Origin of the sequence: Desulfonema magnum, assembly GCF_017377395.1 — a bacterium.
GTDB lineage: Bacteria > Desulfobacterota > Desulfobacteria > Desulfobacterales > 4be13 > Desulfonema_C > Desulfonema_C magnum.
This window is the reverse complement of sequence record NZ_CP061800.1, coordinates 4,579,337-4,605,279: the sequence shown is the minus strand read 5'-3', so window position 1 is coordinate 4,605,279 and position 25,943 is coordinate 4,579,337. Positions and strand designations below refer to the sequence as shown.

The window sequence follows — 25,943 nt, the reverse complement described above, 5'->3', positions numbered from 1 at the left end:
TACCTTCTCCTCTGCATAAGCAGACAGATTGTTTATACAGCCTGTCCGTTCACAGGCAGGGAAAAATCAAACGGAAGTTCCACATCTCCGCGGCTGAGGCCAATTGGCGGTAATGTTTTATAGATAACATATTCATTGCCAAACAAAACCTTGTACTCAACTCTGTACTTAAAACATCCTTCAACCTGAACTTTGAAATGCTTTTTACTGAACAAAAGCAAGAATCTGTTCAACAATTGTTTCATGAGATTCTCCTTTCCACCCGAATTCATATCAAGTTTTTTGACAATTTATCCGATACCGGCCGCGATATTGTCTATTAAATAGAATAAGGAAATAAATAAATCAATGGGGCGGACAGAGTATTCAGAGGGAGAATTTTCCTACTTCGGAGCGAAATTGTTTTACATCAGGATAATACATTGAAAAAAAGAATGACTTATCCTAAAATTTTTTTTTACGATCATGGTATTGCGGTCACAATGAAACATGAAAACCGTAATCAGCATTTTTCATTTTTCATTTATTTTTTTAAAGCCATGCAAGCTCTGTATGTAAGATATAACGGGTAATCGCTCTGTCATAGGTCCTGTCAGTTTCGCTTTCAGTATCTCTGGAACAGAACTCGGAACCGACAGTCCGTCCTGATATTTTTCTTATAAAAACCTCTTTTTTAACGATTACGTCAGTCAGATGGAACTCTGCAAACATCCTGTCACCCGCTCTGATATCTCTTTCCACATCTAACTCAAATTTCAGACCGGCACGGGACAGATCTTTTACAGTCATCGCCCCTCTGATCTTTTTGTTTCCCTCATTCAAAGTATAAATACCAGGGATATTGATCTGGCTTCGTTGGAATTTTCTTCTTTCCAGAAGCACTTTGCTGTAATGTCCGCATTTACAAAAATGTTCTATTGCAACTGCTTTGTTGATATCTTTGTATTTGGAAACATCCATAACAATTGTTTCCTCACAACTCGGACACACAAATTTAGCTTTATTATCATTATTTATAAAAATTCTTTTTTGAGTCATCTGAGTTGTCCTTGTTTGTTTATCGGGTTACGAGTTTACATCTGTTTTTATCAGACACATGATAACTCGCAACCCGGAATATTTAAATCACAATCTGCATTATTCATCTGTTAGCACGCCTTTTCGGTTTCTTTTTAATAATGCTGTGAGAATTTTTGTTCATGTAAGCAGTAATGATGACACCGTCTTTTGCCACCAGAAGGGTTGTTCCGGCAAAGGGGCGCAGTTCCGGTTCCATTGCCACATCTTTTTTCCGAAGTGTGAAAAACACACTTCCGGTACGATGAAGTTTTTTGCCATAACGAAGAGTGGCAAGAATAGCCTGCTGGGAAATCTTGCGCTGCGATGTCCGTCGGATGGCATGGTTGGTCATGGGAAGAATTTTATCACTTCTGTAAAAATTAGCTACCTGATTTTTTCTCCGACGGGATTTTTCTGTAAAATCATGACTCATTATTTTCTCCTTTCTTGTTGGTTGTCTGTTTAATAAAATGAAGAAAGAAATAAATCAATGGGGCGGACAACGTATTCAGGAGGTAGGATTTCACTACTTTCAAAGATGAAAATTTTCTACTTGGTCGGATATACGGAATATTTGGCGTTTTGTTTTTTGGCCCAGTTGAATTTTATAATATTAATAACAAATTTGGAGAATTGAGAATTGCAGTGCTTCAGAATGAAACCGGACATCCGCTATGCCGCTCTCTGATTTTGATTATATTTGGAGAAATGAACAAAAATTCATCTTCTACCTTTTGGTGGTGTTCTAAAACTGGACTTGTCCCAATATTTACAGAATTGATTCAGAGAGTTATAGAATTTAGCTCCATTTTTAGAACATTACCTACCTTTTCAGGCCACCCAATAATAAATTACACTCATTCATAATGGAATATTACATTCTTTTATAATTTAGTGAAATTTTTTTTGGAAAAAACCGATTAAACCTTCATAACCGAGGCAATCCCCGGGCATGAAAATCTGTTATCACGGTAAAATTATGTGCGGATTTTATGACACTCGATGATCAAGCTTTTTTCTGTCATTCCTGCTTTCGCAGGAATGACAAACTTTTTGTCCGAATCGGGTCAAAAAACTTAAACATCGAGTATAAGCAATGGGATTCATAAGAAAGGGATTAAATTCGCTTCTTATATCAAGTCCTTGTAGCAAGAAGTCCGAGAAAATTTCTGTCTGAAAATTACCAGCATTATTCATCCAACTGGAAAAAAAACTTAATTGTTGAGTGACAGGATTCTGAAGACAGGGCTTGTATAAAAGGCAAGGCAATGATGAGACATTCAGAAAGCAGAGGATGAATGGCTACTGAGGGGTTTATATCAGGAAGTATGAAAGGAAGATCAGGAACCTGAAAACTTGTTGTCCGGCTGTTCTTTTCTGTTTCAGCACATCATAGTCTTTCTGCCGCGTCCAGTAATTTCCTTTGCTTGGTTCCTGTTTCTTCGATAAGTTCTGACAAATAGGAGAAAAAAGTTATGGAAGGTTCGATTCGTTTCCTGGGGATAACCGGAACATCAGATAACGCTTCAAGATAGGCGGTTTCATCAAATTCGTATTTATAAGCCTGCTTGCGAAAAAATTCCGGGTCCGCTGGCTTGAATAACAATTGACCGGTGAGAAAATTTGCAACGTGATCGCCTTCAATTATAATGGAAATAGCAACTTCCACCAATCCGTTCAGGCACTCATAAACAGCGTATTTTCTGTCCTCAAGCAATTTGTTTGCAATTGTCGTATGGCTTTCAACGCATTTTTGTCTTGACAGAGGATTTATCCGATGAAACTTTGAACAGATGTTCTGCCAACCGGAGCTGGTTAATACTGTTCCCTTCATATCTGTTATTGCCGTGGAGATTCTTGTTATTTCATAAAAGCTATCTGTAAGTGCTTGGAGTCTGTTGATATCAATAAGCTCCGGAAGTTGATATTTCATTTTATTCTCCTCTTTCTTTGACATAAAATTGAAGAATCGCAAATGCAAATTCTTAGTTTTCAATTTCTGATTCGGACCAGATTTTCGAAATCCCCGAAAATTTGATTATCAATTATCACTTTTATAAGTACCTAATCATAAATTTTTAATATCTGTCCGGGGAAGAAACCCGGCTTTTTTTCCGGATGATGCGTCTCGGATAAAGGAAAAAGCCGGGTTTCTCCGCCGCTCGAAGAAAAAAGTATATAAAAAAACTTTTGCTCAGGTACTTATAAAGGGCCATGATCTGTCGCTCACAACGAACAATGCAAGCCGACCTCCGGCCCCTGGTCAATTATATTATAAATGAATATGATGGGAAATTATATCATTCAATTATCTTATAATTATGCCAAAAATTTCAGAGCGTCAAGGAATAAAATAAACAGCGCTTGAAAATATAACTTTCAATTGATATTTAAACAAAACTTTATGAGTGCCCAGTATATCAGCTGTCCGTGGTCAGATGAACAGTGATGAATACTCAGCAGATCGAAAAAGTTCGTAGTTCCGTCTTTAGGCGGTGTCGCACCGCCTAAAGACGGAACTACGAATATGGATAAGCACAACTGAATGAAAACTATTATAAAATTGATGAAAGAGTTGGAAGACCAGCTTGCCGTCTGTACAAGATGCGGAATGTGTCAGGCGGTTTGTCCGCTCTTTGCCCAGACAGGGCGTGAACCAGATGTGGCCAGAGGAAAACTTGCCCTCCTTGATGGCTTGTCCGCAGAAATGTTCAAAAATCCCCGGGGGGTCAGTGAACGACTCAGCCGGTGCCTTCTGTGCGGGTCCTGTGCGGCCAACTGTCCTAGCCGCGTAAATGTCCTGGAGATTTTCATTAAGGCCAGAGCCATACTTACCCGATGCATGGGGCTTTCTCCGGCAAAGAGACTGATTTTAAGAGGAATGCTGGCCAGACCTGAACGGTTTGACCAAATTTCGGAATGGGGAGCCAGATTTCAGAAACTTTTCACCAGACCGGCAAACAATATCATCGGAACATCCCGTGCGCGATTTGTTTCCCCTCTGATCGGAGAACGGCATTTCAAATCTCTGGCTCCCGCGGCATTTCATCGCATAATGCCTTATCTGGACACGGCTCCCGGATCCTCCGGTGTCAGCGTCGCGTTTTATGTGGGCTGTCTGACAGATAAAGTTTTTCCTCATGTGGCTCAGGCGGCGATTCATGTTCTGAAGCATCACGGCGTAGGCATCTTTATGCCGGAGGGGCAAGCCTGCTGTGGTATTCCGGCTATTTCCTCCGGAGATATGAAAACATTTGATGCGCTTGTCCGTCATAACATGGAAAAATTTGATGCCCGGAATTTTGATTATCTCCTCACCTCATGCGCCACCTGCACTTTTGTAATAAAAAAAATATGGCCGATGATGATCCAGGATAACAATCTCAGGGCAAAAGTGGAAAAAATTGCAGCAAAGACAATGGATATCAGTCAGTTTTTAGTGGCTGAGATTGGCGTGACGCGCGAGGTTCATGAAAAAAATGATGAGATAATTATCGTAACTTATCATGATTCCTGCCACCTTAAAAAATCCCTGGGGGTTTCAGACGCGCCCAGGATACTTATCGCGGCAAATCCCAACTATCGCCTTGAAGAAATGCCCCAGGCGGATCATTGCTGCGGCCTGGGGGGAAGTTTTAATTTGCAATATTATGCCCTTTCGCTGGATATTGGAAAACGGAAGCGTGATAATATTGTGTCAACGGATTGTTCCGCAGTGGCAGCCGGCTGTCCTGCCTGCATGATTCAGCTCGCGGATGTGCTTTCAAAAGCCGGAGACAACATTGAGGTGAAACATCCCATAGAAATCTATGCGGAATCGTTAAAATAATCCTGTAAAGACGGTTCATATTTTCGCAGGAATGGCGCTGCAATGTCAGCAATCTGGAAACTTGCCTTTTGCCGGATTTTACCGGACGGAGTTTGCAACCCTTTTGCCGGACAGGGTTTTGCCGGACAGGGTTTTGCCGGACGGAAGTTTGCACTCTCGTCCGAAACATTTTTTTGCAGGTGATTCTGTAAAACATTGCAATTCTGTTCGGCAAAAAGCCAAAAAAATATCTTTTATAATACTTGATTTTTTAAAAAAAATGAATATAATTTAGTATATTATGAAAATTTGATAACTTTTTTTCATTTACTATATAATGCACTATGACCATAAGAAAATATTCTTTGGCTGCTTCGGAGTGCCAAACGGCAAGTTCGGCACTTCAATTATATTTTAAACCGTTAAAAATAACAATTTGACAGAGATTACCAAGTGCTTTTGAACTTATTTGAGTGTAATCCAAAGGAAAGAAAAAAAATTATGCAGTTTATCAGTTTGAAAGATCTCAGAGAAAAAGAACTTGTCCCTGGTTTCAAAGTTCGATTTGTCCACTCTGACAACATGACTCTCGCTTACTGGACCATCAAAGGCAACTCTTCCCTGCCCGGGCATTCGCACCTTCATGAACAAGTTGTGAATATCATCGAAGGAGAATTTGAACTGACCATTGACGGCGAAGTAAGAATTCTCAAAGGCGGAGAAGTCGCGGTCATTCCTCCGCATGTCACTCATTCCGGCAGGTCAGTTACAGATTGCAGTATCATTGACGTATTTTATCCGATTCGGGAAGATTATTTGTGAGAAGTGAGAAATAAAAAATGAGAAAATTCTGATTTCGTTTTTAAGTACCTAACCATAAGGTTTTTATATCTGTCCGGGGAAGAAACCCGGCTTTTTTCCGAAATGATGCTTCTCTGATAAAGGAAAAAGCCGGGTTTCTTTGCCGCTCAGAAAAAAAGCTGTATAAAAAATCTTTGCTCAGGTACTTATGAATTCCTGCCGGCCGGAAAGTCGTTCTCGCGCACCTGCATAGGAATGCAGGTGCGGACGTACCCCATTATGCGACCGGGCAGAAAGCTCCGCATCTCAAACCCCTCTGCAAAAACTTTTCCTCTTTTTCTCCGCACCTTTCTTTCCCTGTATTCGGAAAGGCCTGGTAAGCGGGATCAGGAGGCAGATGAATCCGGATTCAGGAATCAAAAGGCTTTGGAATGATTCGCGGGAGCATTAACAGACAAAAATCTCCGCAGGAACCTTGGTGATCAGACGATACCCCTTTTCTGTAACCAGAAAAACACTTTCTATTCCTGCTGAGAATTTATTTTCAAACACCATCTTCGGCTCAAGCGCAAATGTCATACCCGGGGCCAGACGGTCTTTTTTTCCAGCAGCAATAAAAGGCGGCTCCACCAGCTCGACGCCAATGCCATGGCCAATGAACGCTACTTTATATCCCGGGGGGCCCAGAAACTGTTCAGCATATCCCAGTGATTCGGCTTTGGTCACGGATAGTTGAAAAAGTTCGCCCACACTCACCCCTGGTTCCACGTGATTCAGAACTTCATTGTGTATTTCAATTGTCGCCTGGCAGGCTTTCATGGCGTCCGGGGGCATGGTGTCAATCGCGAACATCCTTGTTTCATCCATATGATAGCCATTCAGGACACTGCCGAAATCAATCATAATCGGTTCGTTGGGAGCCAGTTCTTTGCTTCCGCCGCCGCACGGAAAAGCAGCGGAAGTCCCTTCTCCGCTGGCAGGGGAGTCCAAAACACCGACCAGTCCGCCGTTCTTTCCGCTCAGAATATGCCAGGGATAAGCCTCAGTCTGGTAATCCCGGCTCCGAAGTTTGGCACCGTGCCCCAGTTTCCTGGAAAAAGTTTCAAACATACCGGCAAATTCCATCTCGGTGTAACCCGGCCGGATATGAGTCCTCATGTATTCAAAGGTTTGGCGGGTGAGTTCTGCTGTCTTCTCCATCTGCTCAATTTCCCATTCGGATTTGATCATCCGCACCTTGTGAATTAACGGAGAAGCATCCACGCAATCCTGATTAGGAAACAGTTTGCGATAAAAATTAAATTCCCTGACCGGGATCACATCAAATTCAAACCCCAGGACAGAAGGCAGTTTTCCATAAAAATCAGACATCAGAACCGGAATATCTTTCACCGATCTGATCTCAATAATTTCACGGACGGAGGATTCCTCCAACGCCCTGGGCATGTATTTCTTAATAAATAAAAGCGGCTCCCCTTCCGCCGGAATATAGAGGTATCCGTTTTGGGCGGTTCCTGAAAAATAAAACAAATCCACCCGCTGAACAATGAGCAGTCCGTGAATCTCATTTTTCTGTAATTTTTCCTGAATGCTGTTTATCCGCCGCTTTATCTCAGGTGCCGGAATTTTGAAATGCTGTTTCATTTTTTTTATAGGTGTCAGGTGCTAGGTGTTAAGTGTTAGGTGTTAGGTGTTAAGTGTTAGGTGTTAAGTGTCAGTTCTCAGGTCTCAGGTGTTTTCCAAGAATGAACATACCAGATTTTCAGTTCCTAGTTCCGCCTTTAGGCGGAACTAGGAACTGAAAATTATAAAAAATTACAATGTTTCATGCTTTGTTGTGATCCGAAGGCCATGATCGTTTATAAAAAAGGGAACACGAATCAGTAAAAATTCCCTTCTGATAAGCCATCTCCGTAATTATGTCTGCTGAATGTTCCTAATTTCTATCTCAGAAATATAAGCAGGTAATTAGCCGAAAGTATCAGGGATGTCAAGGAACATACAGATATTTCAGCACTGGCCGATAAAAAATAATTTACACAGCCCCTTATTTCCACGCAACGCACGGGAACAAAATAAATTGTTTTAAAAAAATCATGCTGAATTTTAATAATAATTGTCCTGTCCCGGTAAATTGGGTCTTTACAAATTTGCAAACCGCGTTATTTTACAAATCTGTATGATTTTTTGTTTCATTTGTTCAAATTGTGTTTTTACAAGGACCAAATATATAAACGGCCATGATCTGCCGGCCATAACGAATGATGAAAATTTTTCTGTTTTTCCTGACACTTAACACCTGACACCTGACACTTTCATATAAACTCCCATGACCTGCCGGTCACAACGAAGTATGAAAGTTTTGCAGTTTTTCCTGACACTTAACACTTAACACTTAACACTTAACACCTGACACTTTCATATAAAACTCCCATGAACTGCCGGTCACAACGAACGATGAAAGTTTTACAGTTTTTCCTAACACTTAACACTTAACACCTGACACTTTCATATAAACGGCCATGAACTGCCGGTCACAACGAAGGATGAAAGTTTTGCAGTTTTTCCTGACACTTAACACTTAACACCTGACACTTTCATATAAAAAAATGAATAAAAGAACTGATGAATGGGGTCATGATCCCGGGGTTCAGAGAATGCGAAAGGTATTCTCTTCTATGGAAAAAGCCCAGAAAGAGCTATTAAAACAATTGGAAATATCGCTTTTCGACAGCAGGCTCCGCCATATCCGCGAAAAGGCAAAGGAATTCTTTGAAAAATCATGCTTTGTTGCTGCCAGAAAAGGGCTGAACCTGGATGAAAAAACATATGCCGGAATCTACACAGCCTGTTTTACAGAAGCCCTTGGCATGAAAGGAATCAAAGTTCCTGATGACATGCTGCCTGATAATAAGCAGCTTACAGGATTGGTCCGGGAGGTGATGTCATGATTCGACTGAGACTGTTCGGACGCTGCCGTATTTACAATGATCCGGTAGCCCCGGTATTAAAGGCTCCCGCGGAAATCGGATGGGATTCATGGTTCAGGAGTATTGACCTGGTGACACCCAGAAAATTTAAGGGCAGGGAACTGCTTCTCAGAACCCGGGGCTGGTGGACAGAGGAACCTTCTGAAGTCCTTGAGGTTGTCGAAGCCCATGGAAAACTGGTCGTGGGGGAAAAAGGCGAACTCATGGTGGAATTTGAAAACCAGCAGGGAGCGGAAAATCTGTCAGCGGCCCTTTCAGACCGCTTCGGTGATCAGGTGCTTCTCGCCCCCTGAGGCGGGCCATCCGTATCAGTCCCAGGGAGACGCTACAACCAGAACCGTGCAGTCCTCGTCACCCGTGTTGAGCAGGCTGTGACGGGATCCGGTGGGTATCCATGTGGCATCCCCCGGTTTTACCGGACGGGCATCGTCATCCACGCGCATTTCTCCTGTTCCGCTCAGAACAAAATAGATTTCTTCCATGGGATCAATATGCTCTTCGATCTCTTTGCCCGGGGACAGCGTGGCGATGGCTAAAAATCCGATTTCTCTTAATGTGCGGCGGTCCAGAATCATGCGGGCAATCGCGCCGCCGTGAGCAAGATATGTGGTGTCCAGCACTTCCTTATCATTCACATTTCTGACGATCATATATTCAAATCTCCTTGTTCACATTACACAGGACAGTTATATCAAAGGCTTGTGTCATTAAAAAATATGTTAAAAATATTCAATTAAAAAATTAAACAGTTAAAAATATATTTTTTTACTGGTTCCCCGGAATCGGTTTCTGTAACACGCTTATTTTAAATGATAAACAAACTGAGCCGGGTATTAATACAATCGTCCTGATTGGTTATATAAAAATATTGACAAACTTTTTCTTTTTAGTTACATTGTAGCTATGATGTAATTTCGATGATAAAAAGTAGTATAGTTCTGTTTTGAAAAATTGCAAGTGTCTCGCGCTTTGGATGCAACATCACAGAATAGTCTGAATATCAGAAAAAAAAGGGTGTTATCAATAAATCAAATAATCTTATTTAAGGAGGGCTATAAATGGGAGTACCGGACAAGATACAGACCTGGCAGATGGTTCAACCGACCTCAAAAAACAGGGAAACTGGTGAGGTGACACCGGGCAAACTTGAAAAGACTGAAATTCCCGTACCTGAGTTAAAAGCTGGTGAGGTATTGGTGGAAGTTGCAGGCTGCGGCGTGTGTCATACTGATTTGGGTTACTTCTATGACGGAGTGCCCACAGTTTCAAAACCGCCCCTGACATTAGGTCATGAAATTGCAGGGACAGTGGTCGCCGGTGATGAAGCATGGATCGGGAAAGAAGTGATTATTCCCGCTGTAATGCCTTGTCGTCAGTGCATGCTTTGCAAAACCGGCCGCGGCAACAGATGTCTTGCCCAGAAAATGCCAGGCAACAGTCTTGGCCTTTATGGCGGTTTTTCAAGCCATATTCCGGTGCCGAGCATTGATCTTTGCGAAGTCAAAAACCGCGGTGATGTGCCGCTTGAACACCTTGCTGTTGTTGCTGACGCGGCCACAACACCTTATCAGGCCGCCAAAAGAGCCGATCTTCAGCCCGGAGACAATGTTATCGTGATAGGAATCACAGGCGGTGTTGGCCAGTACATGGGACAGGTGGCCAAGGCGCTCGGCGCAAAGACCGTCATCGGAATCGCCCGTAACCAGGAAAAACTGGACAGGGCCTTAAAATACGGAGCTGATTTTGTCATCAACTCAACCGATAAGGACGCCAGAGCTGTTTCCAAAGAATTTAAAGGAATTTGCAAGGAAAATGGTCTGCCGGGTACTGACTGGAAAATTTTTGAAGTAACAGGTGCCAAAGGCGGACAGCAAATCGCACTGAATCTGCTGAGTTTCACAGGAAAAATGATCGTGGTCGGGTTCGGCATGGCAAAGGTGGAGTTTGCGTTTGGTCGTCTGATGGCATTTGACGCCGAGGTGATCGGAACATGGGGATGTCTGCCTGAGTATTATCCTATTGTGCTGAACATGGTCCTTTCCAAGCAGATCAACATTGATGAGTTTGTGCAGACCCGTCCCATGAGTACCATCGCGGAAACCTTTGATGAGGCTCATAAAGTGTCTCCCACAAAGCGGATTGTGCTGACCCCTGATTTCTAACAATCAGTTATGTTTTTTGACCAGAATGACTTTTATAAAATAATGTATTAGGAGGAAAAGAGTTATGGCTTTAGAATGGATGCCGAGAGACAATGAGAACAAAGATCACATGCTGCACACGGACGTTCACTGGGGAACAGATGCGGATGCGCCTTGCGTTGTTTATGAAAAACGTCCCCTGACCAACCCCAAGACCGGAGAAGTTGCTGAGGGTCTTTATGTGTCATGGATTCGGCTGAATAACCCCAAACAGTACAACTCCTACACCACCGAGATGGTAAAGGGCGTTATTGCAGGTTTTGAAAACGCCTCATTGGACAGAAGTGTTGTGGCTGCTGTGTTCACAGGGACAGGCCCCTACTCTTTCTGTACTGGCGGCAACACCAAAGAATACAGCGAATTTTACAGCCTGAGATCCGATGAGTACGGCCAGTACATGGAACTCTTTAATCATATGGTGGACTCCATTCTCGCGTGTAAGAAACCGGTTGTCTGCCGCGTAAACGGAATGAGAGTTGCCGGAGGCCAGGAAATCGGAATGGCCTGCGACCTTGCTATTTCATCAGACTTGGCTATTTTCGGACAGGCCGGTCCCAAACATGGTTCCGCACCTGACGGCGGTTCTTCTGATTTCCTCCCCTGGTTCCTGAATATGGAAGATGCCATGTGGAACTGCGTTTCCTGCGAAATGTGGACTGCCTACAAGATGAAGATGAAAAATCTCATTAGCAAGTGCGTGCCGGTACTCAAGATTGACGGACAATGGGTAAGAAATCCCATGATCATTACTGACAAATATATTCAGGATGGGGAAATCGTCTATGGCGAGTACAAAAAAGGCGATGAACTGAAAGAAGCCCGCGCGCTCATCAAACAGCATCAGGCCAATGCAGATTTTGAGCTCCTGGACAAAGAAGTTGACAATATTGTCTGGACCTTTGCCAATCTGTTCCCCGGATGTCTGATCAAATCCATTGACAGTGTACGTGCCAAGAAGAAATTCTTCTGGGATTACTCCAAGAACTATAACCGTCATTGGCTGGCCGCGAACATGGGCGGTGAGGCATTCCTGGGCTTTGGTGCCTTCAACACCAAGAGAATTACGGGTCAGGATACCATCAACTTCCTCAAGTTCCGTCAGAACATTGCTGAGTGCAAGACCTGGAACATGGAAATGTTCGCAGAAGTTATGGGGACACCGAAGGAGTAGTTATCTCTCTTTTACCTCACATGTCCTTTTTATGGCAGGCCGAGCTGCTCCCTGTGGCTCGCCTGCCATATTTTTTAAAAAGGATAAATTACAATTATCAAAAGACAAATCACAATGATCGGATTTTTGGAATTTGGTGCTTGTAATTTGTAATTTGGAATTTGGTGCTTGTAATTTGTTTATTTCCAGTTTATTCGGGTTAGGAACTGACAATTGATAATTGATAGCCACGTCCATATTTTTTCCTCTCAGATTATCGCCAATGTCTCTGCAAAGTCTGAAATGGTGAAGGAACTTCACCTGCAAACCAGTGATGCCCATAAACGAATCGGCACAAACGCGCTTGAAGATGAGTGCCATGCAGCGGGGGCGGTCGCCTGCCTCATGCTTCCCACTGCCAAAGCTCAGGATGTGAGAAAGGTCAATGTTTCTTCGCAAAAAATAGCTGAGGAAAACGATTTTTTATATACGGCTGGTACGCTTCATCCGGATTATCCTGAGACTCGTGAAGAACTTTTTTGGCTGAAATCCAACGGCATTAACACCATAAAACTCTGTTCTTTTTCCCAGGGATTTGCTTTAAACTCACCGAAAACACTCCGGATGTTCGATGCGATCCGGGATTTCAATATGAATGAGGACGGCCGTTTTTTCGTGATTATGGATACCTTCTATAAAGCCGATATCTACTTTGGAACAGATCCCCGCAATAACACGTCGCCGTCAGGGCTTGGTAATCTCGTCCGGCATTACCCGGAGATAAATTTTATCGGAGCGCATATGGGCGGTCTTACCGCTCCTTTTGATGAAATATGTGACTATCTTCCGCGTTCGGAAAATTTTTATATGGACACATCAAATGCCGCACATACCTTACAGGAAGAGGAGTTTGTCCGGCTTGTCAGACGTCATGGCCCCGGACACATTCTTTTCGGAACTGACTGGCCATGGTTCGGTTACGCTGACGAAATTACATTGATTGATAAACTGCTCGGTCATGCGGGATTCGGGGATGAGGAAAAAGCCAGGGTGTTTGCGGGAAATATTGCGGATTTGCTGGGGACTCACTAGAATCAGACGCATACAAAAAAAGGGCGAAGGGTCTCGCGGACATCCCTTCTGAATTGCGGGGCCCCAATAACTTGTATTTGTCCCATGGTTTTTCAGCCTTACGGATCCGTTTTCACAAGCTTTCTTTTATCCGCTGTTTTGCTTTGTTCAAGTCTTTTAAACTCTGGGTGGTGTTCTAAAACTGGACTTGTTCCGATATTTGCCAAATTGATTCAGAGGGTTAAAAAATTCAGCTCCACTTTTAGAACATTACCAAACTCTGTTACCGTTTAGCATACACAATAACTCCCCCTGAACATTGAGCCTCAAGTAAGTCCTGTTTGGCAGCTTTGTCAGGCCGGAAAAAAGCTTGTTTGTAATTTTTCAATATCTTTCGGGTATTTTATCTTTTGGAAAACCCCTTATCCCTATCATAAAATCCGCGGGGCAGAAATGAAAGGAACAAGCCTGTTATGTCTATCCGAATGATCGCAAAAGACCTTTATCGCCTTATGAAAGAGGTGGAAGAACTGGAAAAACAGATTGAAAATGCTTCTTTTGAAAAATGTAAAAAACTGAAAGATCAGCTTCGAAAAACAAAAGCTGAACAAAACAGAATGCACAGGATACTTGAGGGAAGTAAAGACACTTCCCCTCCTTATCCCAAAATTCGCTTCTGACTATCTGAAATCAGTATGCTTTTCAAGCATCAGAGGGAAAGCTGAATTCAGTTTTCAAAGACTTTCGAAAAAGCTCTGTCAGACGCGGTGTGTTTTCAGCACTTCATGCAGTCTCATCTTTTTTGGTTTTTTCCGACACCAAAACCACCATCAGACCGATCAGCGGCGAAAAAATTATTGAACAGAAAAGATAACCCCAGAAGCCCATTTTTCTATTTATTCCCGCCAAGGCAATCACCAGACATAATGCAAAATAAATAGCCTGAATACTCACAGGAAATGTAAGAATGACGGTCAGAGGCAGATATTTCATTGATAAAGGTTCCTCATTAAATATGTCAGGTAAATATCCACTTAATAATTTTATAACGTTTTAAAAATGATAACTGTCCGGAAATTCAGTACAAGATGTCAGAAAAAGGTTAAAAAAATTATTGTTGAGATACCTATCAGGAGTGCAAGTGTCAGACGATAGTCGTGACGATATAAATAGTTTCAACGAACTCATATGGTTTTTAAAACATCTGACACCTGACAATCCGAGATTCATTATGATTTGACAGACGCGGCAACCTTTTCTCCCTCTTTGAACATTTCAGTGTAATACGCTTTCACCTTTTCAGGGTTAAAAGTCAGAAACGTTCCGCCCGAGGCAAAATGCTGGACAAAGACTTTTCCCACTGCATAAGTGGTGGCACCCGCAACAATCGGCATGGTTACAACACCGGCAGTCGTCCCTATGGCGGGGATGAATTTGGATATGCTGACTGCCAGCGGCCCTGATACCGCGGTAGGCAAGGCCCCTCCGACCATGGAAGACAGAATATTTTTCACCAGCCCTTTGGAAAAAGGGATATTGTATAACTGGGCAAGCTTTCTGAGCAGATTCAGCTGAACAACCGTCAGTCCTGCAAAATCTGCCAGGGGAACAGGGAGGAGACCGACTGCCACTGCCCCATATACATGATGTCTGATAAGCTTATCCAGTTTTTCCTCAGACACTTCCTTTCCCGTTATTTCTCCAGATGTTTCCCCGGCCTGTTTGTCTGTTTTTTCGTCTTTCATTATTTCCTCCGTTGTTGACAGGGTTTCCATTTTTTCAGTTTGCGTTGTTTCCTTTGCCTGTTTTTCCGCCTTTTCCTCTGTTTTCTTTTCCTTTTCCGCTTTCATTTTCAGTTCCTCACAACAAATTAGAATATTTAATTATAATTGATTGTTATCATCATAAAAAAATTCTATAATATTTCCCGAAAACAGGGAGCATCCCATCTGCATCAGGCGAAGGCTGCCGGACGGAATTTGCAAGCCTGTCCTGCAAATTCTTATCATCATAAAAGATTCTGTAATATTTTCCGAAAACGGGAAGCATCCCCCCCGGCGGTGACAGATTTCTGCTTCCACCGCGCCTGCCTTTGGAACACCATAATTCTTTTAAAATATCGCAACGAATAAGTCAAGATAAATTCATGGCTTATGCTTTATGATCCGGGAATTATTTTTTTTACAATAAATTGAATTTATATATAAATGATTGAATCATACATCTTATGATGATCAGATGGTGTATAGAAAATACGGATAAGTCTATAAGTGTTGACTTTTTAGATTAACAGTCTGAAATTTAAAAAGATTTTATTTACACCTGTATTTTGGCAGGATTCCCCTGATATTAAAGCAAATAACCTGCTAATTTTATTGAAAGGTCAACACTTTTAGACTTATCCGAGAAAATAGCTGCTGTTCAGGTTTTTATGAATGTGTCCCACTTTTTACACAAGGGCAGGTTTTATGTGTGAAAGGCGGGCCCCGCCCGTTTTTTTGCCACGAAGCCGCAAAGTTTCACACGAAGTCTCTCCGCGGTTCCATTGTGCTTTTGCGGCTGATTTTTTCGGATGTGTAAAAGATAGGACACACCCATAAAAGAGAAGGGGTCTGACGCGTTTCTGCCCAAGCCGGTAGATATAGATGAACTTCTTGTGTTATTAAAAAAATTCTGATTATAACGGATTCAGGGGAGGCTCCGATTTCGGGAGGCTGCGCGCGACCTTCCGTTTTCACAGGAAGCCGGACGGACATTCCCGGAAAACGTCGGTTTCCGGGGAAACAAATATCCTGAATTTCCGGTTCCCGGAACCCCGTGACGGACAGATTTTCCATTCTGACATATAGTCATTTCAGGATGTTGTGCCCTCCCCTAAATCCGTTATAATCAGAAAAAATTTATGTATCTGGAACAGAGCGATGAAAACGTGACCGCTGATAAAGCTTAGGAAAAAGCTAAAATCATCCCCCCGCATCAGGAAGAACTGAAAGCGTTGTATGGAAACCGGAATTTCGGAAACAGATTTCCGGTTTCCGGTTTCGAATTTCAAGCTTCGTTTTGAAGTCGCAGATACCGGCCCGGGCATGATGCCTGAACAAATGGAAAAGATATTTTTGCCGTTTGAACAAATCAGAAATACCGGACAGTGGCATGAAGGAACTGTCGCAGGGCTTGCAATTACCAGTCATCTGATCCGTTTAATGGGCGGAGAAATAAAAGTTAAAGCTGAACTCGGCAAGGGAAGCTTATTCGGATTCGAGGTGGCGGTTCCGATAATTTGCGGAACAAGGAGAGAAAACACGCCGGCTGCTGAAAAAAAAAATTCTGTTCCCGAAGCAACAGAAATAAAATTCATCGCACCAAGTTGTGAAGAACTTGAAGCGATTTATAAGATGGCAACCCTCGGGGTCATGGATCGAATCACGGAATATGCGGAGCGCCTTGAAAAAACAGATGGTAAATATATCTCATTTGTCGCCAGGCTGAAGGAGTTAGTGGCCCGCGTCAGCACATATTTCAAAATCAGAAAACAGACCATAGAAATCGAGGCAGCCAGACAATTGGCAAAACATGCGAATCAGGCAAAAAGCGATTTTTTAGCCAATATGAGCCATGATATCCGTACCCCCATAAATGCGATAATTAATATGACAAGGCTTTTGGCTGATACAGAACTAAATCTTCAGCAGCGGGATTATGTGGAAACCGTTCTTTCTTCGTCCGATATTTTACTTACTTTAATCAATGACATCCTTGATTTTTCTAAAATCGAAGCCGGAAAACTTGATTTGGACATGGTTGATTTTGATCCCAGGGATATGATTGCAGATGTGATGAATATTCTGAGCATAACCGCAAAAGAGAAAGGACTCGGGCTGACCTGCCAAACGGACCCTGATATTCCGAAATGTGTTTACGGGGATCCGTTACGGCTTCGTCAGATTCTTCTTAATTTTGTGAACAATGCTGTGAAATTTACGGAACAAGGAGAGGTGGTTCTTTGCTGATGTTTCAAAAAACGGAAGAGAGGCACAATCCGTATTCTTGAAGGGAGAGATTCTGATCTGGTTCTGATGGATGTTCAGATGCCTGAAATAGACGGCGTCGAAGCCACAAAAATGATTCGTGATCCCGTGTCGGAAGTACGCAACCGAAATATCCCAATCATCGCCATAACAGCCCATGCCATGAATGATGACCGACAGGGCTGCCTAGATGCGGGAATGAATGCTTATATTTCCAAACCGATTCAGCCGGAAGAATTATACAGAGTGATCAGTTATGAATTATCGCTTGCCAGTGATCAGTTGCCAGTTAATAATGAACAGGTCATTGCTGATAGTTCCTCACCGACAACTATGACAAGTGATAACTGCACTGATAAAAGGATTTTTTGCAGGGAAGAACTTTTGGCTCGTGTGGGTGACAACGAGAGTTTTTGCCAAAATATTCTGAAACAGCTGCCCAAACATTTGCAGGATGAAATTGAAAAATTAAAAGCTGATATGAATGAAAATGACGCCAAAAGAATCCGGATGAACGCGCATACGATCAAAGGAACTGCCAGTAATGTTGCCGCACACAGACTGAGTGACGTTGCTTATGAAATAGAGATTGCCGCGAAAAAAGGCGAGCTTGACAAAGCACGTCTGCTTATGGACAAACTGGAGCAAGAATATGATATATTTCTGTCAGTATTGGCGGATATCGGACTGACAGAGCAGATAAGTATCTGTTCATAAATCTTCCCACATTTTTTCTGACTCCGGACCACGGAAATTTCATTTCAGCAGTCCGGGAAAAAATTCCGAAAAACGTCTGTCCGGATATTTATCTCACTTCTCACTCCATTTTACAATCCCAGTCATAGGGAACAATATCTTTATCAAGAGGATTCACACGCCGTTCATCAACATTTTCAGGATCGTAAAACAACGATGGCATACCGATCACCACTGACATCTCATGGCCGATGTTTTTAATGCCATGAAAAATTCCCGGAGGAATATAAACCGCACGGGGATGTTTCTCTCCCATAAATATTTCATTAATAACTTTATAGGTCTCTGAATCTTCACGATAATCATATAACACGAGTTTTACCATGCCTGTGACACAGACCAGATAATCTTCCTGCTCAGAGTGGAGATGCCATCCTTTGATCATACCCGGATAAGAATATGAGGCAATCGCCTGTTTAATATTAAGCGGTTTCATCTCATCATCATCAGAACGCATGATCTCAACAAGAAACCCGCGTTCATCCGCAAACAAGCTCAGTTCCTTTATAACAACGTCTTTAATAAGGGTTTCACCATAGAAACTCGGCCTGCCCTGAATTCTCGGGCGTTCCATCCTGTCAAAATCTTCCATGCTTAATACGCTGCCCATAAATATTTCCTTTTTTAACCATTGTCAGTAGATCGAAAAGTTTCCGGACTGTGCGCTGTTCGGCAAAGAAAACCGGGGGTTTTTTCGGGACAGGGCGCTCTCCCCCGCCGGAAAAAGCCGGGTTTCTCCCCCGTCCGCCCTGCGACAGCTTGAAAACTTTTCGATCTAGTGATTGTATTTTGAAGCCAATGCGTCCTTATTATCCGGAAACATGGCTGAAAAAGGTTCAAACTGATCTATGTCGGATACGGTGTTAAAGTGCATTCCTTTTTTGCTGCCTGTCATCATGAGGGGCTTTGCCTTTCGGACATCCAGCGAACCATCCGGCGACAGAAATTCGTCTGCCACTTCAAGCCTTAACACCTTTCCCATAATCAGAACATATTGTTCCTCTTCATATTCCTTATAAAGCTCGCATTCCATCCACGCGTAACATCCGGCAATCCCCGGAGCTTTAATGACCTCGGAGGGCTTCTCTTCCAGACCGGCTTCTTTGAATTCATCCACTTCGGGCTTGCTGAACTTTGCCGTGGGAATGACTTTGTCTGTAAAGTCAGTACCGGGTAAATTGATGACAAATTCCCGATTTTCCCGAATGTTCACCAGGGTGTCCCGTTTTTTTGCCGAAGCCACGCACATCAGATCAAGGGGACGAAGTACGGGCATAATACAGGAATAAGGCGCGATATTTCGAATGCCCTGGTTGCTGATGGTTGAGATAAACGCCACAGGTAACGGAATAAATCCTTCTCTCATAAATGGTTTGAAAATCAAAATATTTCCTTTCTCAGTTTAATGCTGCCGACCATGATTTGTCTTCGCCTAAAATCTCTTTCAGAGGATTGGCTCCCAGATTCACCAGACGTTCAAAATCCGCTTTGGTTTTCAGTTCCTTAACTTTTAAAATCGATACAAAATTATCCGGCTGCTCGCGGTGTCTGAGGAAAAATTTGTTATACCAGACATGCAGCCAGGGCTGATTTTTCCAGTCAAGTTTCAAATCCGGCAGGCCGACAAATTGTTTAAAATCATCTTCTTTCCAGTCAAAGCGGAGAACATGCGCCTGTCCGGTATTGCTCGCGGGATCAAACCGGATGATAATGCCGCCAAGTTTGTCATAGACCTGTTCCGAGGTTTTCCAGGGTCTGTACCAGGGATACTGCATAATGCAATATCCGTGCTTTCCCGGGGTCAGGTTGAGATGATTGATAAGATAGTCATCCTGACACCACCCGGGCGCGCCGATATAAGTATATTTTTCTCCGTTTTTCAGCGGAATATGGTTTTGTATGAAGCGAGCGGTGAAATAGCCTGTGGCAACACCGCAGCAGAAATGGTCATGAAACAGACTCCCGAACATCAGGTCATCGGGAATGCCGTCTGCCCAGCCATTGGCAAGGGTTACGAGGGCAAATGCCTTTTTCCCGAAAATTTTTTTAAACGGCTCAAAGGACTGGCGTTTCTCCACATAAATATTGATGGGTTCGGTTGCGTGAATACCCTGTTCATTCAGAGAAACATAGGTCAGTGGCAGTTCTTTTTCCGATTTTTTCTGCACAAAGGCAAACCAGAGATCATCTTTCCACCGGGTGTGAACAGGCAGAAGATTGCCTTTGCCTAGGCTGATTTTCGTGTTTTCCGAGATCACGTCATACAGAATGCGGGTACTTTTTCCTTTATATGCCACATATCCGGCATTTGTGAGACAGGCCAGGTCAGAGGCATCGGAACTGACCCTGAGCCGTTGAAATGCCGCGCTGACAACCTTCCGCCCCAGACGTTCCATATCTGAGATATCTGCCCCCGCGGCAGGATTCAGGTTTATGAATATGAACAACAATACCAATACACTCACAAAGCGAGTTTTCATTTTACTCCTCCTGTTATCACTCGATGATCAAGTTTTTTTCTGTGATTCCTGTTTTTTTTTGTCATTCCTGCGAAAGCAGGAATCCACAGCTTTCAGAAGCACAGCATCGGCCAAAAACGAATCCTGTTTTCACAGGATTTTCCGGACGGAATTTGCTGTTTTCCGGACGAGGTTTGCAACCCTGTCCGAAATCTTTTTACTCCTCACCTTATCAGAATATGGCTCTTAAACCGCCCATAACTGTCGTACCGGCCATGGGATACCCTTCTTCCTCTTCATAGTCTTCATCCAGGATATTTTCGGCCGCGAACAAAAGCTCCCACGAGTTCCCTTTGGATTCCCAAAACCGGTAGGACGCGGAGCAATTTACAAGCGTGTATGAATCCAGTGTGACAAGCTCTGCACCTTTGAAGTGTTCCCGCGAATCTGTGTAATTCAAAGAGAGATGAGCTGAAAATTTCTCTCCGTAAACATAATCCGCACCCATGTTGAACATCGTTTCCGGCAAATCAGCGAGTTCATGGGTCAGATTGTTATCTGTATCCCACGGATCTCCGCTTTTATCTCCTTCCTGCCATGTGAAATTTGTCCAGATTCGCATGTCAGAGGATAAATTCGCTGACAATTCGATTTCCATGCCTTTGATCTCCACCTCACTGATGTTATAGTAAACAGAGCCGATCTTCGGCACAGAAGTTGAACTGATATAATCCTCCACATCATAATAATAGCCGCGTATCTCAGCCATCATCACATCGGAGAAAGACTGCTGATAAGTGAGTTCATATTGTTTTGCTTCTTCGGGTCTGAAATCTTCGTTAAAGAAATTCATTCCCTTGTTCAGATACCACCAGAAATATTCAGGTGAACTGGGATAGCGATGCACAATACCGGCACGGGCTGTAAATGCGCCTGTGTCCCAGGGGCGAAAGGTCAGTGCGAATCTGGGGTCAAGGTTGTTCTCGCTCACACTGGTCTCCTCCGCGGGCCATTCATATCCGAAAGCTTCGGGATCAATACTGTCTGCTTCATACCATTCCTGCCGGAGTCCGAATTCCAGGTCTGCTCTGGGATGAATTTTCCAGGTATCCTGTGCATAAAGCGCATGATAGGTCAGACACTCGGGTTCTCCTTTGAATCCCTCTCGGATAAAGGCAAAAAAATTGACAGAAGCGTTGAAATAGGACTCATCCATATAATTCACAGTCTGATCTCCCCAGCCGTAATGCCGGGTTTCGCCGCCCACTTCAACCCGGTGCCGGGAGAGGTCAAACGCTGCCTCGCCTCGGAGAGACCAGTTATTATCCTCAGCCTCTGTTTCCCGCTCGTATATTTTTTTGCCGCTGTCCGCGGCATCGTAATAAACTTCTTTCCGATCCTGATTCCATAAGAGGAAATCGAGTCTGGCATATCCGCTGTCAAAACCCTTTGTCAGAGAGGCATTAAAAGAAATATTCTCATCTTCGGCCAGGCTTTCATCTCCCCAGGCCAGAACTCCCTGCAAAAGACGCGCACTGATGCCCGGGCCTCCCAGTTCCCGCTCATCCGCATCTGGCTCCCCGCTGTCATAATAGGGACTGTCCGGGCGGTTATAAACAGGATTTCCGGTTTCACTGTCTGAATAGCTCATGCCCGCGCTGAACTCGACTTCCAGGGGAAATTCAAAAAAAACATTCGCGGAAAAATTGTCCCGATCTGTGAAATTGTTCCGCAAATATCCGTCTGTTTCGAAATGACTTGCGGATATGGCCCAGCCTGCGGGTCCCGCCTTCCAAGTATGAGAAATTTGAGTATCCCAGGTATTGAAAGTGCCGTAAGCCCCGCTGATGCGGGTTTGGGGCTGTTCAGAGGGCTTTTTGGTCACAATATTGACAACACCGCCGAATGTGTTGCCGAATTTCGCAGGCCCGGCTCCCCGATGAATTTCAATGTGATCCACATGTTCAGCCGAAAACATACTCCAATCCACAGGCCCGTTGCCATAAGACCCGTCCCGCTGGATGGACATCCCGTCTTTAAGAATCCTCAGGCGGGTTTCGCCAAACCCGCGAATACGCAGTTTGCTGCTTTCTGTTCCCGCAGCAGAGCCTCTTTGCAGTTGCACACCGGCCTGGCTGCCGAGAGAATCCAGAACAGATCCTGAGATGGCGGGACGGCTGACCTCGTCTTTTGAGACGACGTCTTGCACATAATCGGGAACTTCTGTGGCCGTGACAACAATTTCTTTCAGTTCATAAACTTTTTCCTTCTTGTCCTCAGATTCAGCAGGACGGGCTGCCAAAGTACAAATTACAAGAAATATGACAGCAAATTTTAACACCTTCATTCAATACTCCTTTGTGAAAACTTCTGTACACTCGATAATCAAATTTTTTTCTGTCATTCCTGCGAAAGCAGGAATCCACTGTTCCTGGAACGCCGCATCAGTCAAAAATGAATTCCTGCTTTCGCAGGAATAACAAGCTTTTTGTTTGAATCAGGTCAAAAAACTTGATCATCGAGTATCAGAAATAAGCAACCAGACATCCGGAGTGCCAAATTTAGGGAACTCAAAATAAATAATATACCCGATATAAAAAATGTAGTGCGGCACCCTACATTCCTCCTTGACCCTCCGGCGGAGACAGGCTTTGCCAAACTAAAAGTTTGGCACTCCTTGTCTCTGGTTTTATAATTGGTATCAGCCCTGGTTCTGAAGCCCTAACAATTGCAGGGGATTCATGCCCGGACGAACCATGTCGGACGGCTGGGTGATGCCTTCCAAATCTTCCAGGAAAAAGGTGTTATTTCCGTTGAAGGGAATGACTTCTACGAAATCTTCAGGCATATTCAGATAATCAAGCAGCCAAATGTCCATTTTAAATCTCGATTCCCACCAGTTCCAGGGAGTATCCTCGCCCCAGTTGTTCAGTTTTTTGGATTCACTGAAATCAAAACTGAGTACAATTCCTTCGCCCATGGGATTATTGCTGTCGCCGTTCCAGCGGAAGAAGATACCTGCAATATTTTTGGCTTCGTCTTTCAGTTTTGCTTTGTCTTCATCATTCAGATGAAACACGCCGTATCCGCGTTTTCCAGGTGTTTCGTTCAACATCGTGATCAGCGCGTCATCCTTGCACCAGGGCGGAATTGAAAGAATAAAGTACTTGTTATATGTTTCTGTGAGCGGAAAATGTTTCTCCAAATATTTCACCAAAAGATAGCCGGAAGTGACACCGGGACAGAAATGATCATGATACAGGAATGCCCGGGTCAGATCATAAGGCGCGCCCTCGGCCACGGCATTGGCAATGCTGATAATGCGAAATTCATTTCCTCCGAACCCCTTGTTTACAAACAACTCCTCATTTGCCTCGGAAAAATTCGCATAGAGATGTTCGTCATCTGCCTTAATGTTATACAACTTCACTTGGGCAAAAGGATCATCCGCAACTTCAAAATTTGAAAGATTAATCGCAGACGTTTCTGTTTCACAATAAACGCCGTTGCCGGAATTCTTTTCATAGAGGAAAAACCAAAGCGGTGATGTTGACGCGCTATGAACATTTATCAGCCTTGTGTTTCCCACAGAAGCCCCGGTTTCATTTCGCAGACCATCCAGACATGCCTGGGTGGTATGCCCGTCAATCACGGCATACCCGGCATTGGTGAGTACGATCAGGTCCTCACGAAACGCTGATTTTGTTTCAGGCGCATTGCTCAGAATATCAATCGCCTCTTTTGCGGCCTTGTCTCCGAGATTTGCCCACATCTCATATTCCACGTCCTGAATTTCCTGTGCGGTACTGTCGGAGTCTGAGTTACATCCCCATATATAGCAAAGCATCAGAGACAAAACTGACAGACCAATTCCCATAAGACCTATTTTTCTTTTCATAATCAATACTCCTTTCTTTGTTATGCGGACAGCAGGTTTGCGGTGACACAAATCTACTGTCCGCTGTTATCCGATGATTACTTTTTACTATTTGAATTTGTTAATAATTTTCAGAAAGGAGTTTTCTTAACTTTTTGCTGAGAGGGATTTCCCTGATGATAACGGAGCTAAGGGAGGACCGATCAACCAACCCCTGTAAGGACGGCAATATTTGTAGCAATCAAGCCTCGCGGGAGCGGCATATTTACAGTAAATCATGCTGCAAATATGCCGCCCCAACAAAGCCGCTGCCTGTCTCCCCTCAATCCATTATAATCAGAAAAAAGGGACCGAATCCCCTTTTTTATCATCCTTTTCTTATACAAAATCCCTGTAGCGAAAAACTCTGAGGAAATCTCCGTCTGAAGATTGCCAGCAAATTCAGCCAGCCGAGAAAAAATAATCCTCGAGTTAGTAACATCTTGAAAATAAATATTTTTTCATTTTATTCTGATCAAAAAAAACCACGAATGCCTTTATCACCGTTTTGGGCAATAAAAACCTTCGTGGCTTTGGTAATTTTTTTTCGACCAACAAAAAAGCCACGAATGCCTTCGTCACCTTTTTGGGTAACGGAAGCCTTCGTGACTTTGGTAATTTTTTTCGACCAACAAAAAAAAGCCACGGAAGCCTTCATCACCTTTTTTGGGTAACGGAAGCCTTCGTGGCTTTGGTAATAACAGATCGTTAAATATAAAATACTGCCTTCTGGCAATCAATAAAGCAGACAGATATCAGGAAAAGAATAAATTTGTCAAGCATTTTTTATTTTTTCTTAAGGCAGAGCGTGTGAACGAGAAAAAATCCTTATTTTGCAGATAACTTTTTTTTCATGCGACTCAGTTCACGGATAATGTCATAATCCTTATCCTCAGCTAAAATAAAGCCGCCAATTCCTATTCTCTCTAATGCTTTCTTGTTCTTAAAGCCTGTCATTGCTGATCTGAAAGACTGTTTAAGGCTCTCCGGCAGTGATTTTCTGGCGCATATCGGAGACCCGGGGATCAGCTCTGATTTCCAAAGGATGATAAAATCCTCATCAGAGATTTTTCCGCCCTCTTTCAGGGTAAGAAGGTCTATGGTATTTGTGGCTGCCACGTCTATGGAACCGTTTTTAACCCCCAGAATGGAAGCTTTGTGGGATCCGGAAAACTGAACCGATTTAAAGTATGTTTTTGGATCTATTCTGATATCCCGGGCAAATGCCACGCCGGGGACAAGATAGCCAGATGTGGAATAAGGTTCCGTAAAGGCAAAAATTTTGTTCTTGGCCTGTTCGATATCTTCTATACCGTTTCCCTTTTTAGCAATGATAACACCGCAATAACCTGGTTCTCCCTGCTTATTCATCTCTGACACCAGGGCTTCCACCTCAATTTTTTCCGTAGCTTCCACATAGCTTTTGGGTCCCAGATAAGCAAAATCAACTTGCTGATGCGCCAATGCGCGGATAATCCCTTCATAATTATCCGAACTGTATGCTTTTATCTCTGTTCCCAGGCACTGTTTCAGATGTTCCAGCACAGGTTGAAAAAGAGTCACAATGTCTCTGTCCTGCCTGGGGATCAGACCCAGGCGGATCGTTGTTTTCAAGTGTTTTTGTTCAGCCCGGACAGTCACCGGCAGACTTAACAGTGTCAGAAACAACGCCACACATAAAATTTTCAGACGTTTCCTCATAAT

The 25,943-nt window shown here is 43.4% G+C and carries 25 protein-coding genes; 10 read left to right on the top strand and 15 right to left on the bottom strand.

Annotated elements, in window-relative coordinates; genetic code table 11:
- Positions 1-32: 32 nt before the first annotated feature.
- The 4 genes from dnm_RS17640 to dnm_RS17625 all read right to left on the bottom strand — a co-directional run bounded on the left by dnm_RS17640 (position 33) and on the right by dnm_RS17625 (position 2,992).
- On the bottom strand, positions 33-245 hold the full coding sequence (locus dnm_RS17640) for a hypothetical protein (protein ID WP_207678233.1): 213 nt from the start codon (positions 243-245) through the stop codon (positions 33-35).
- A 286-nt stretch (positions 246-531) separates the two neighbouring features.
- Positions 532-960 (bottom strand): PilZ domain-containing protein, encoded by a 429-nt coding sequence (locus dnm_RS17635; RefSeq protein WP_207678232.1) that lies wholly within the window; start codon positions 958-960, stop codon positions 532-534.
- Positions 961-1,141: 181 nt separating this feature from the next.
- Positions 1,142-1,492: a DUF4258 domain-containing protein gene (locus dnm_RS17630; RefSeq protein WP_207678231.1), complete on the bottom strand. Its 351-nt coding sequence runs from the start codon at positions 1,490-1,492 to the stop codon at positions 1,142-1,144.
- A gap of 957 nt (positions 1,493-2,449) precedes the next feature.
- Positions 2,450-2,992 carry a PocR ligand-binding domain-containing protein gene (locus dnm_RS17625; protein ID WP_207678230.1) on the bottom strand — a complete coding sequence of 181 codons (543 nt, stop codon included), beginning with the start codon at positions 2,990-2,992 and terminating at the stop codon, positions 2,450-2,452.
- A gap of 612 nt (positions 2,993-3,604) precedes the next feature.
- Between dnm_RS17625 and dnm_RS17620 the strand changes: the two genes are divergently transcribed.
- Both dnm_RS17620 and dnm_RS17615 read left to right on the top strand, forming a co-directional pair.
- Entirely contained in the window at positions 3,605-4,888 is a 1,284-nt protein-coding gene (locus dnm_RS17620) for a (Fe-S)-binding protein (protein WP_207678229.1), read from the top strand.
- 480 nt (positions 4,889-5,368) lie between these two features.
- Entirely contained in the window at positions 5,369-5,689 is a 321-nt protein-coding gene (locus dnm_RS17615; protein WP_207678228.1) for a cupin domain-containing protein, read from the top strand.
- 426 nt (positions 5,690-6,115) lie between these two features.
- On the opposite strand, the gene dnm_RS17610 is transcribed toward dnm_RS17615, so the two are convergent.
- Positions 6,116-7,312 (bottom strand): M24 family metallopeptidase, encoded by a 1,197-nt coding sequence (locus dnm_RS17610; RefSeq protein WP_207678227.1) that lies wholly within the window; start codon positions 7,310-7,312, stop codon positions 6,116-6,118.
- 965 nt (positions 7,313-8,277) lie between these two features.
- Here dnm_RS17610 and dnm_RS17605 point away from each other — a divergent pair.
- Together dnm_RS17605 and dnm_RS17600 are read left to right on the top strand one after the other, a co-directional pair.
- On the top strand, positions 8,278-8,619 hold the full coding sequence (locus dnm_RS17605) for a hypothetical protein (protein WP_207678226.1): 342 nt from the start codon (positions 8,278-8,280) through the stop codon (positions 8,617-8,619).
- Positions 8,616-8,951 carry a hypothetical protein gene (locus dnm_RS17600; protein WP_207678225.1) on the top strand — a complete coding sequence of 112 codons (336 nt, stop codon included), beginning with the start codon at positions 8,616-8,618 and terminating at the stop codon, positions 8,949-8,951. The genes dnm_RS17605 and dnm_RS17600 overlap by 4 nt, the downstream gene beginning before the upstream one ends.
- A 15-nt stretch (positions 8,952-8,966) precedes the next feature.
- Here the strand turns inward: dnm_RS17600 and dnm_RS17595 are convergent, their stop codons facing one another.
- Positions 8,967-9,308 (bottom strand): cupin domain-containing protein, encoded by a 342-nt coding sequence (locus dnm_RS17595; RefSeq protein WP_207678224.1) that lies wholly within the window; start codon positions 9,306-9,308, stop codon positions 8,967-8,969.
- A 408-nt stretch (positions 9,309-9,716) separates the two neighbouring features.
- Here dnm_RS17595 and had point away from each other — a divergent pair, with 408 nt between their 5' ends.
- The 4 genes from had (at position 9,717) to dnm_RS17575 (ending at position 13,760) form a co-directional block, all read left to right on the top strand.
- The gene (gene had, locus dnm_RS17590) at positions 9,717-10,820 is read left to right on the top strand and encodes a 6-hydroxycyclohex-1-ene-1-carbonyl-CoA dehydrogenase (RefSeq protein WP_207678223.1); all 1,104 of its coding nucleotides are present in this window, start codon (positions 9,717-9,719) and stop codon (positions 10,818-10,820) included.
- Positions 10,821-10,884: 64 nt separating this feature from the next.
- Positions 10,885-12,030 (top strand): 6-oxocyclohex-1-ene-1-carbonyl-CoA hydratase, encoded by a 1,146-nt coding sequence (oah, locus tag dnm_RS17585; protein ID WP_207678222.1) that lies wholly within the window; start codon positions 10,885-10,887, stop codon positions 12,028-12,030.
- Positions 12,031-12,243: 213 nt separating this feature from the next.
- Positions 12,244-13,101, top strand: a complete 858-nt coding sequence (locus tag dnm_RS17580) for an amidohydrolase family protein (protein ID WP_207678221.1) — start codon at positions 12,244-12,246, stop codon at positions 13,099-13,101.
- 452 nt (positions 13,102-13,553) lie between these two features.
- The gene (locus tag dnm_RS17575; protein ID WP_207678220.1) at positions 13,554-13,760 is read left to right on the top strand and encodes a hypothetical protein; all 207 of its coding nucleotides are present in this window, start codon (positions 13,554-13,556) and stop codon (positions 13,758-13,760) included.
- A 103-nt stretch (positions 13,761-13,863) separates the two neighbouring features.
- Here the strand turns inward: dnm_RS17575 and dnm_RS17570 are convergent, their stop codons facing one another.
- Complete coding sequence (locus dnm_RS17570; protein WP_207678219.1) at positions 13,864-14,073, bottom strand: hypothetical protein; 210 nt, start codon at positions 14,071-14,073, stop codon at positions 13,864-13,866.
- 236 nt (positions 14,074-14,309) lie between these two features.
- On the bottom strand, positions 14,310-14,930 hold the full coding sequence (locus dnm_RS17565) for a YcjF family protein (protein ID WP_207678218.1): 621 nt from the start codon (positions 14,928-14,930) through the stop codon (positions 14,310-14,312).
- A 1,149-nt stretch (positions 14,931-16,079) separates the two neighbouring features.
- Between dnm_RS17565 and dnm_RS17560 the strand changes: the two genes are divergently transcribed.
- Both dnm_RS17560 and dnm_RS17555 read left to right on the top strand, forming a co-directional pair.
- The gene (locus tag dnm_RS17560; protein WP_207678217.1) at positions 16,080-17,090 is read left to right on the top strand and encodes a histidine kinase dimerization/phospho-acceptor domain-containing protein; all 1,011 of its coding nucleotides are present in this window, start codon (positions 16,080-16,082) and stop codon (positions 17,088-17,090) included.
- 27 nt (positions 17,091-17,117) lie between these two features.
- Positions 17,118-17,825: a response regulator gene (locus tag dnm_RS17555; RefSeq protein ID WP_337833620.1), complete on the top strand. Its 708-nt coding sequence runs from the start codon at positions 17,118-17,120 to the stop codon at positions 17,823-17,825.
- Positions 17,826-17,925: 100 nt separating this feature from the next.
- Here the strand turns inward: dnm_RS17555 and dnm_RS17550 are convergent, their stop codons facing one another.
- The 7 genes from dnm_RS17550 to phnD form a co-directional block, all read right to left on the bottom strand.
- Positions 17,926-18,474, bottom strand: coding sequence for a dTDP-4-dehydrorhamnose 3,5-epimerase family protein (locus tag dnm_RS17550; RefSeq protein ID WP_207678215.1), 549 nt, complete (start codon positions 18,472-18,474; stop codon positions 17,926-17,928).
- 165 nt (positions 18,475-18,639) lie between these two features.
- Positions 18,640-19,248, bottom strand: coding sequence for a flavin reductase family protein (locus tag dnm_RS17545; RefSeq protein WP_207678214.1), 609 nt, complete (start codon positions 19,246-19,248; stop codon positions 18,640-18,642).
- A gap of 13 nt (positions 19,249-19,261) precedes the next feature.
- Entirely contained in the window at positions 19,262-20,344 is a 1,083-nt protein-coding gene (locus dnm_RS17540; RefSeq protein ID WP_207678213.1) for an FmdE family protein, read from the bottom strand.
- 211 nt (positions 20,345-20,555) lie between these two features.
- Positions 20,556-22,670 carry a TonB-dependent receptor gene (locus dnm_RS17535; protein ID WP_207678212.1) on the bottom strand — a complete coding sequence of 705 codons (2,115 nt, stop codon included), beginning with the start codon at positions 22,668-22,670 and terminating at the stop codon, positions 20,556-20,558.
- A gap of 354 nt (positions 22,671-23,024) precedes the next feature.
- Positions 23,025-24,221 (bottom strand): FmdE family protein, encoded by a 1,197-nt coding sequence (locus tag dnm_RS17530; protein ID WP_207678211.1) that lies wholly within the window; start codon positions 24,219-24,221, stop codon positions 23,025-23,027.
- 493 nt (positions 24,222-24,714) lie between these two features.
- Positions 24,715-24,975 (bottom strand): hypothetical protein, encoded by a 261-nt coding sequence (locus dnm_RS17525; protein WP_207678210.1) that lies wholly within the window; start codon positions 24,973-24,975, stop codon positions 24,715-24,717.
- 92 nt (positions 24,976-25,067) lie between these two features.
- Positions 25,068-25,940 carry a phosphonate ABC transporter substrate-binding protein gene (gene phnD, locus dnm_RS17520; protein ID WP_207678209.1) on the bottom strand — a complete coding sequence of 291 codons (873 nt, stop codon included), beginning with the start codon at positions 25,938-25,940 and terminating at the stop codon, positions 25,068-25,070.
- Positions 25,941-25,943: the final 3 nt, after the last annotated feature.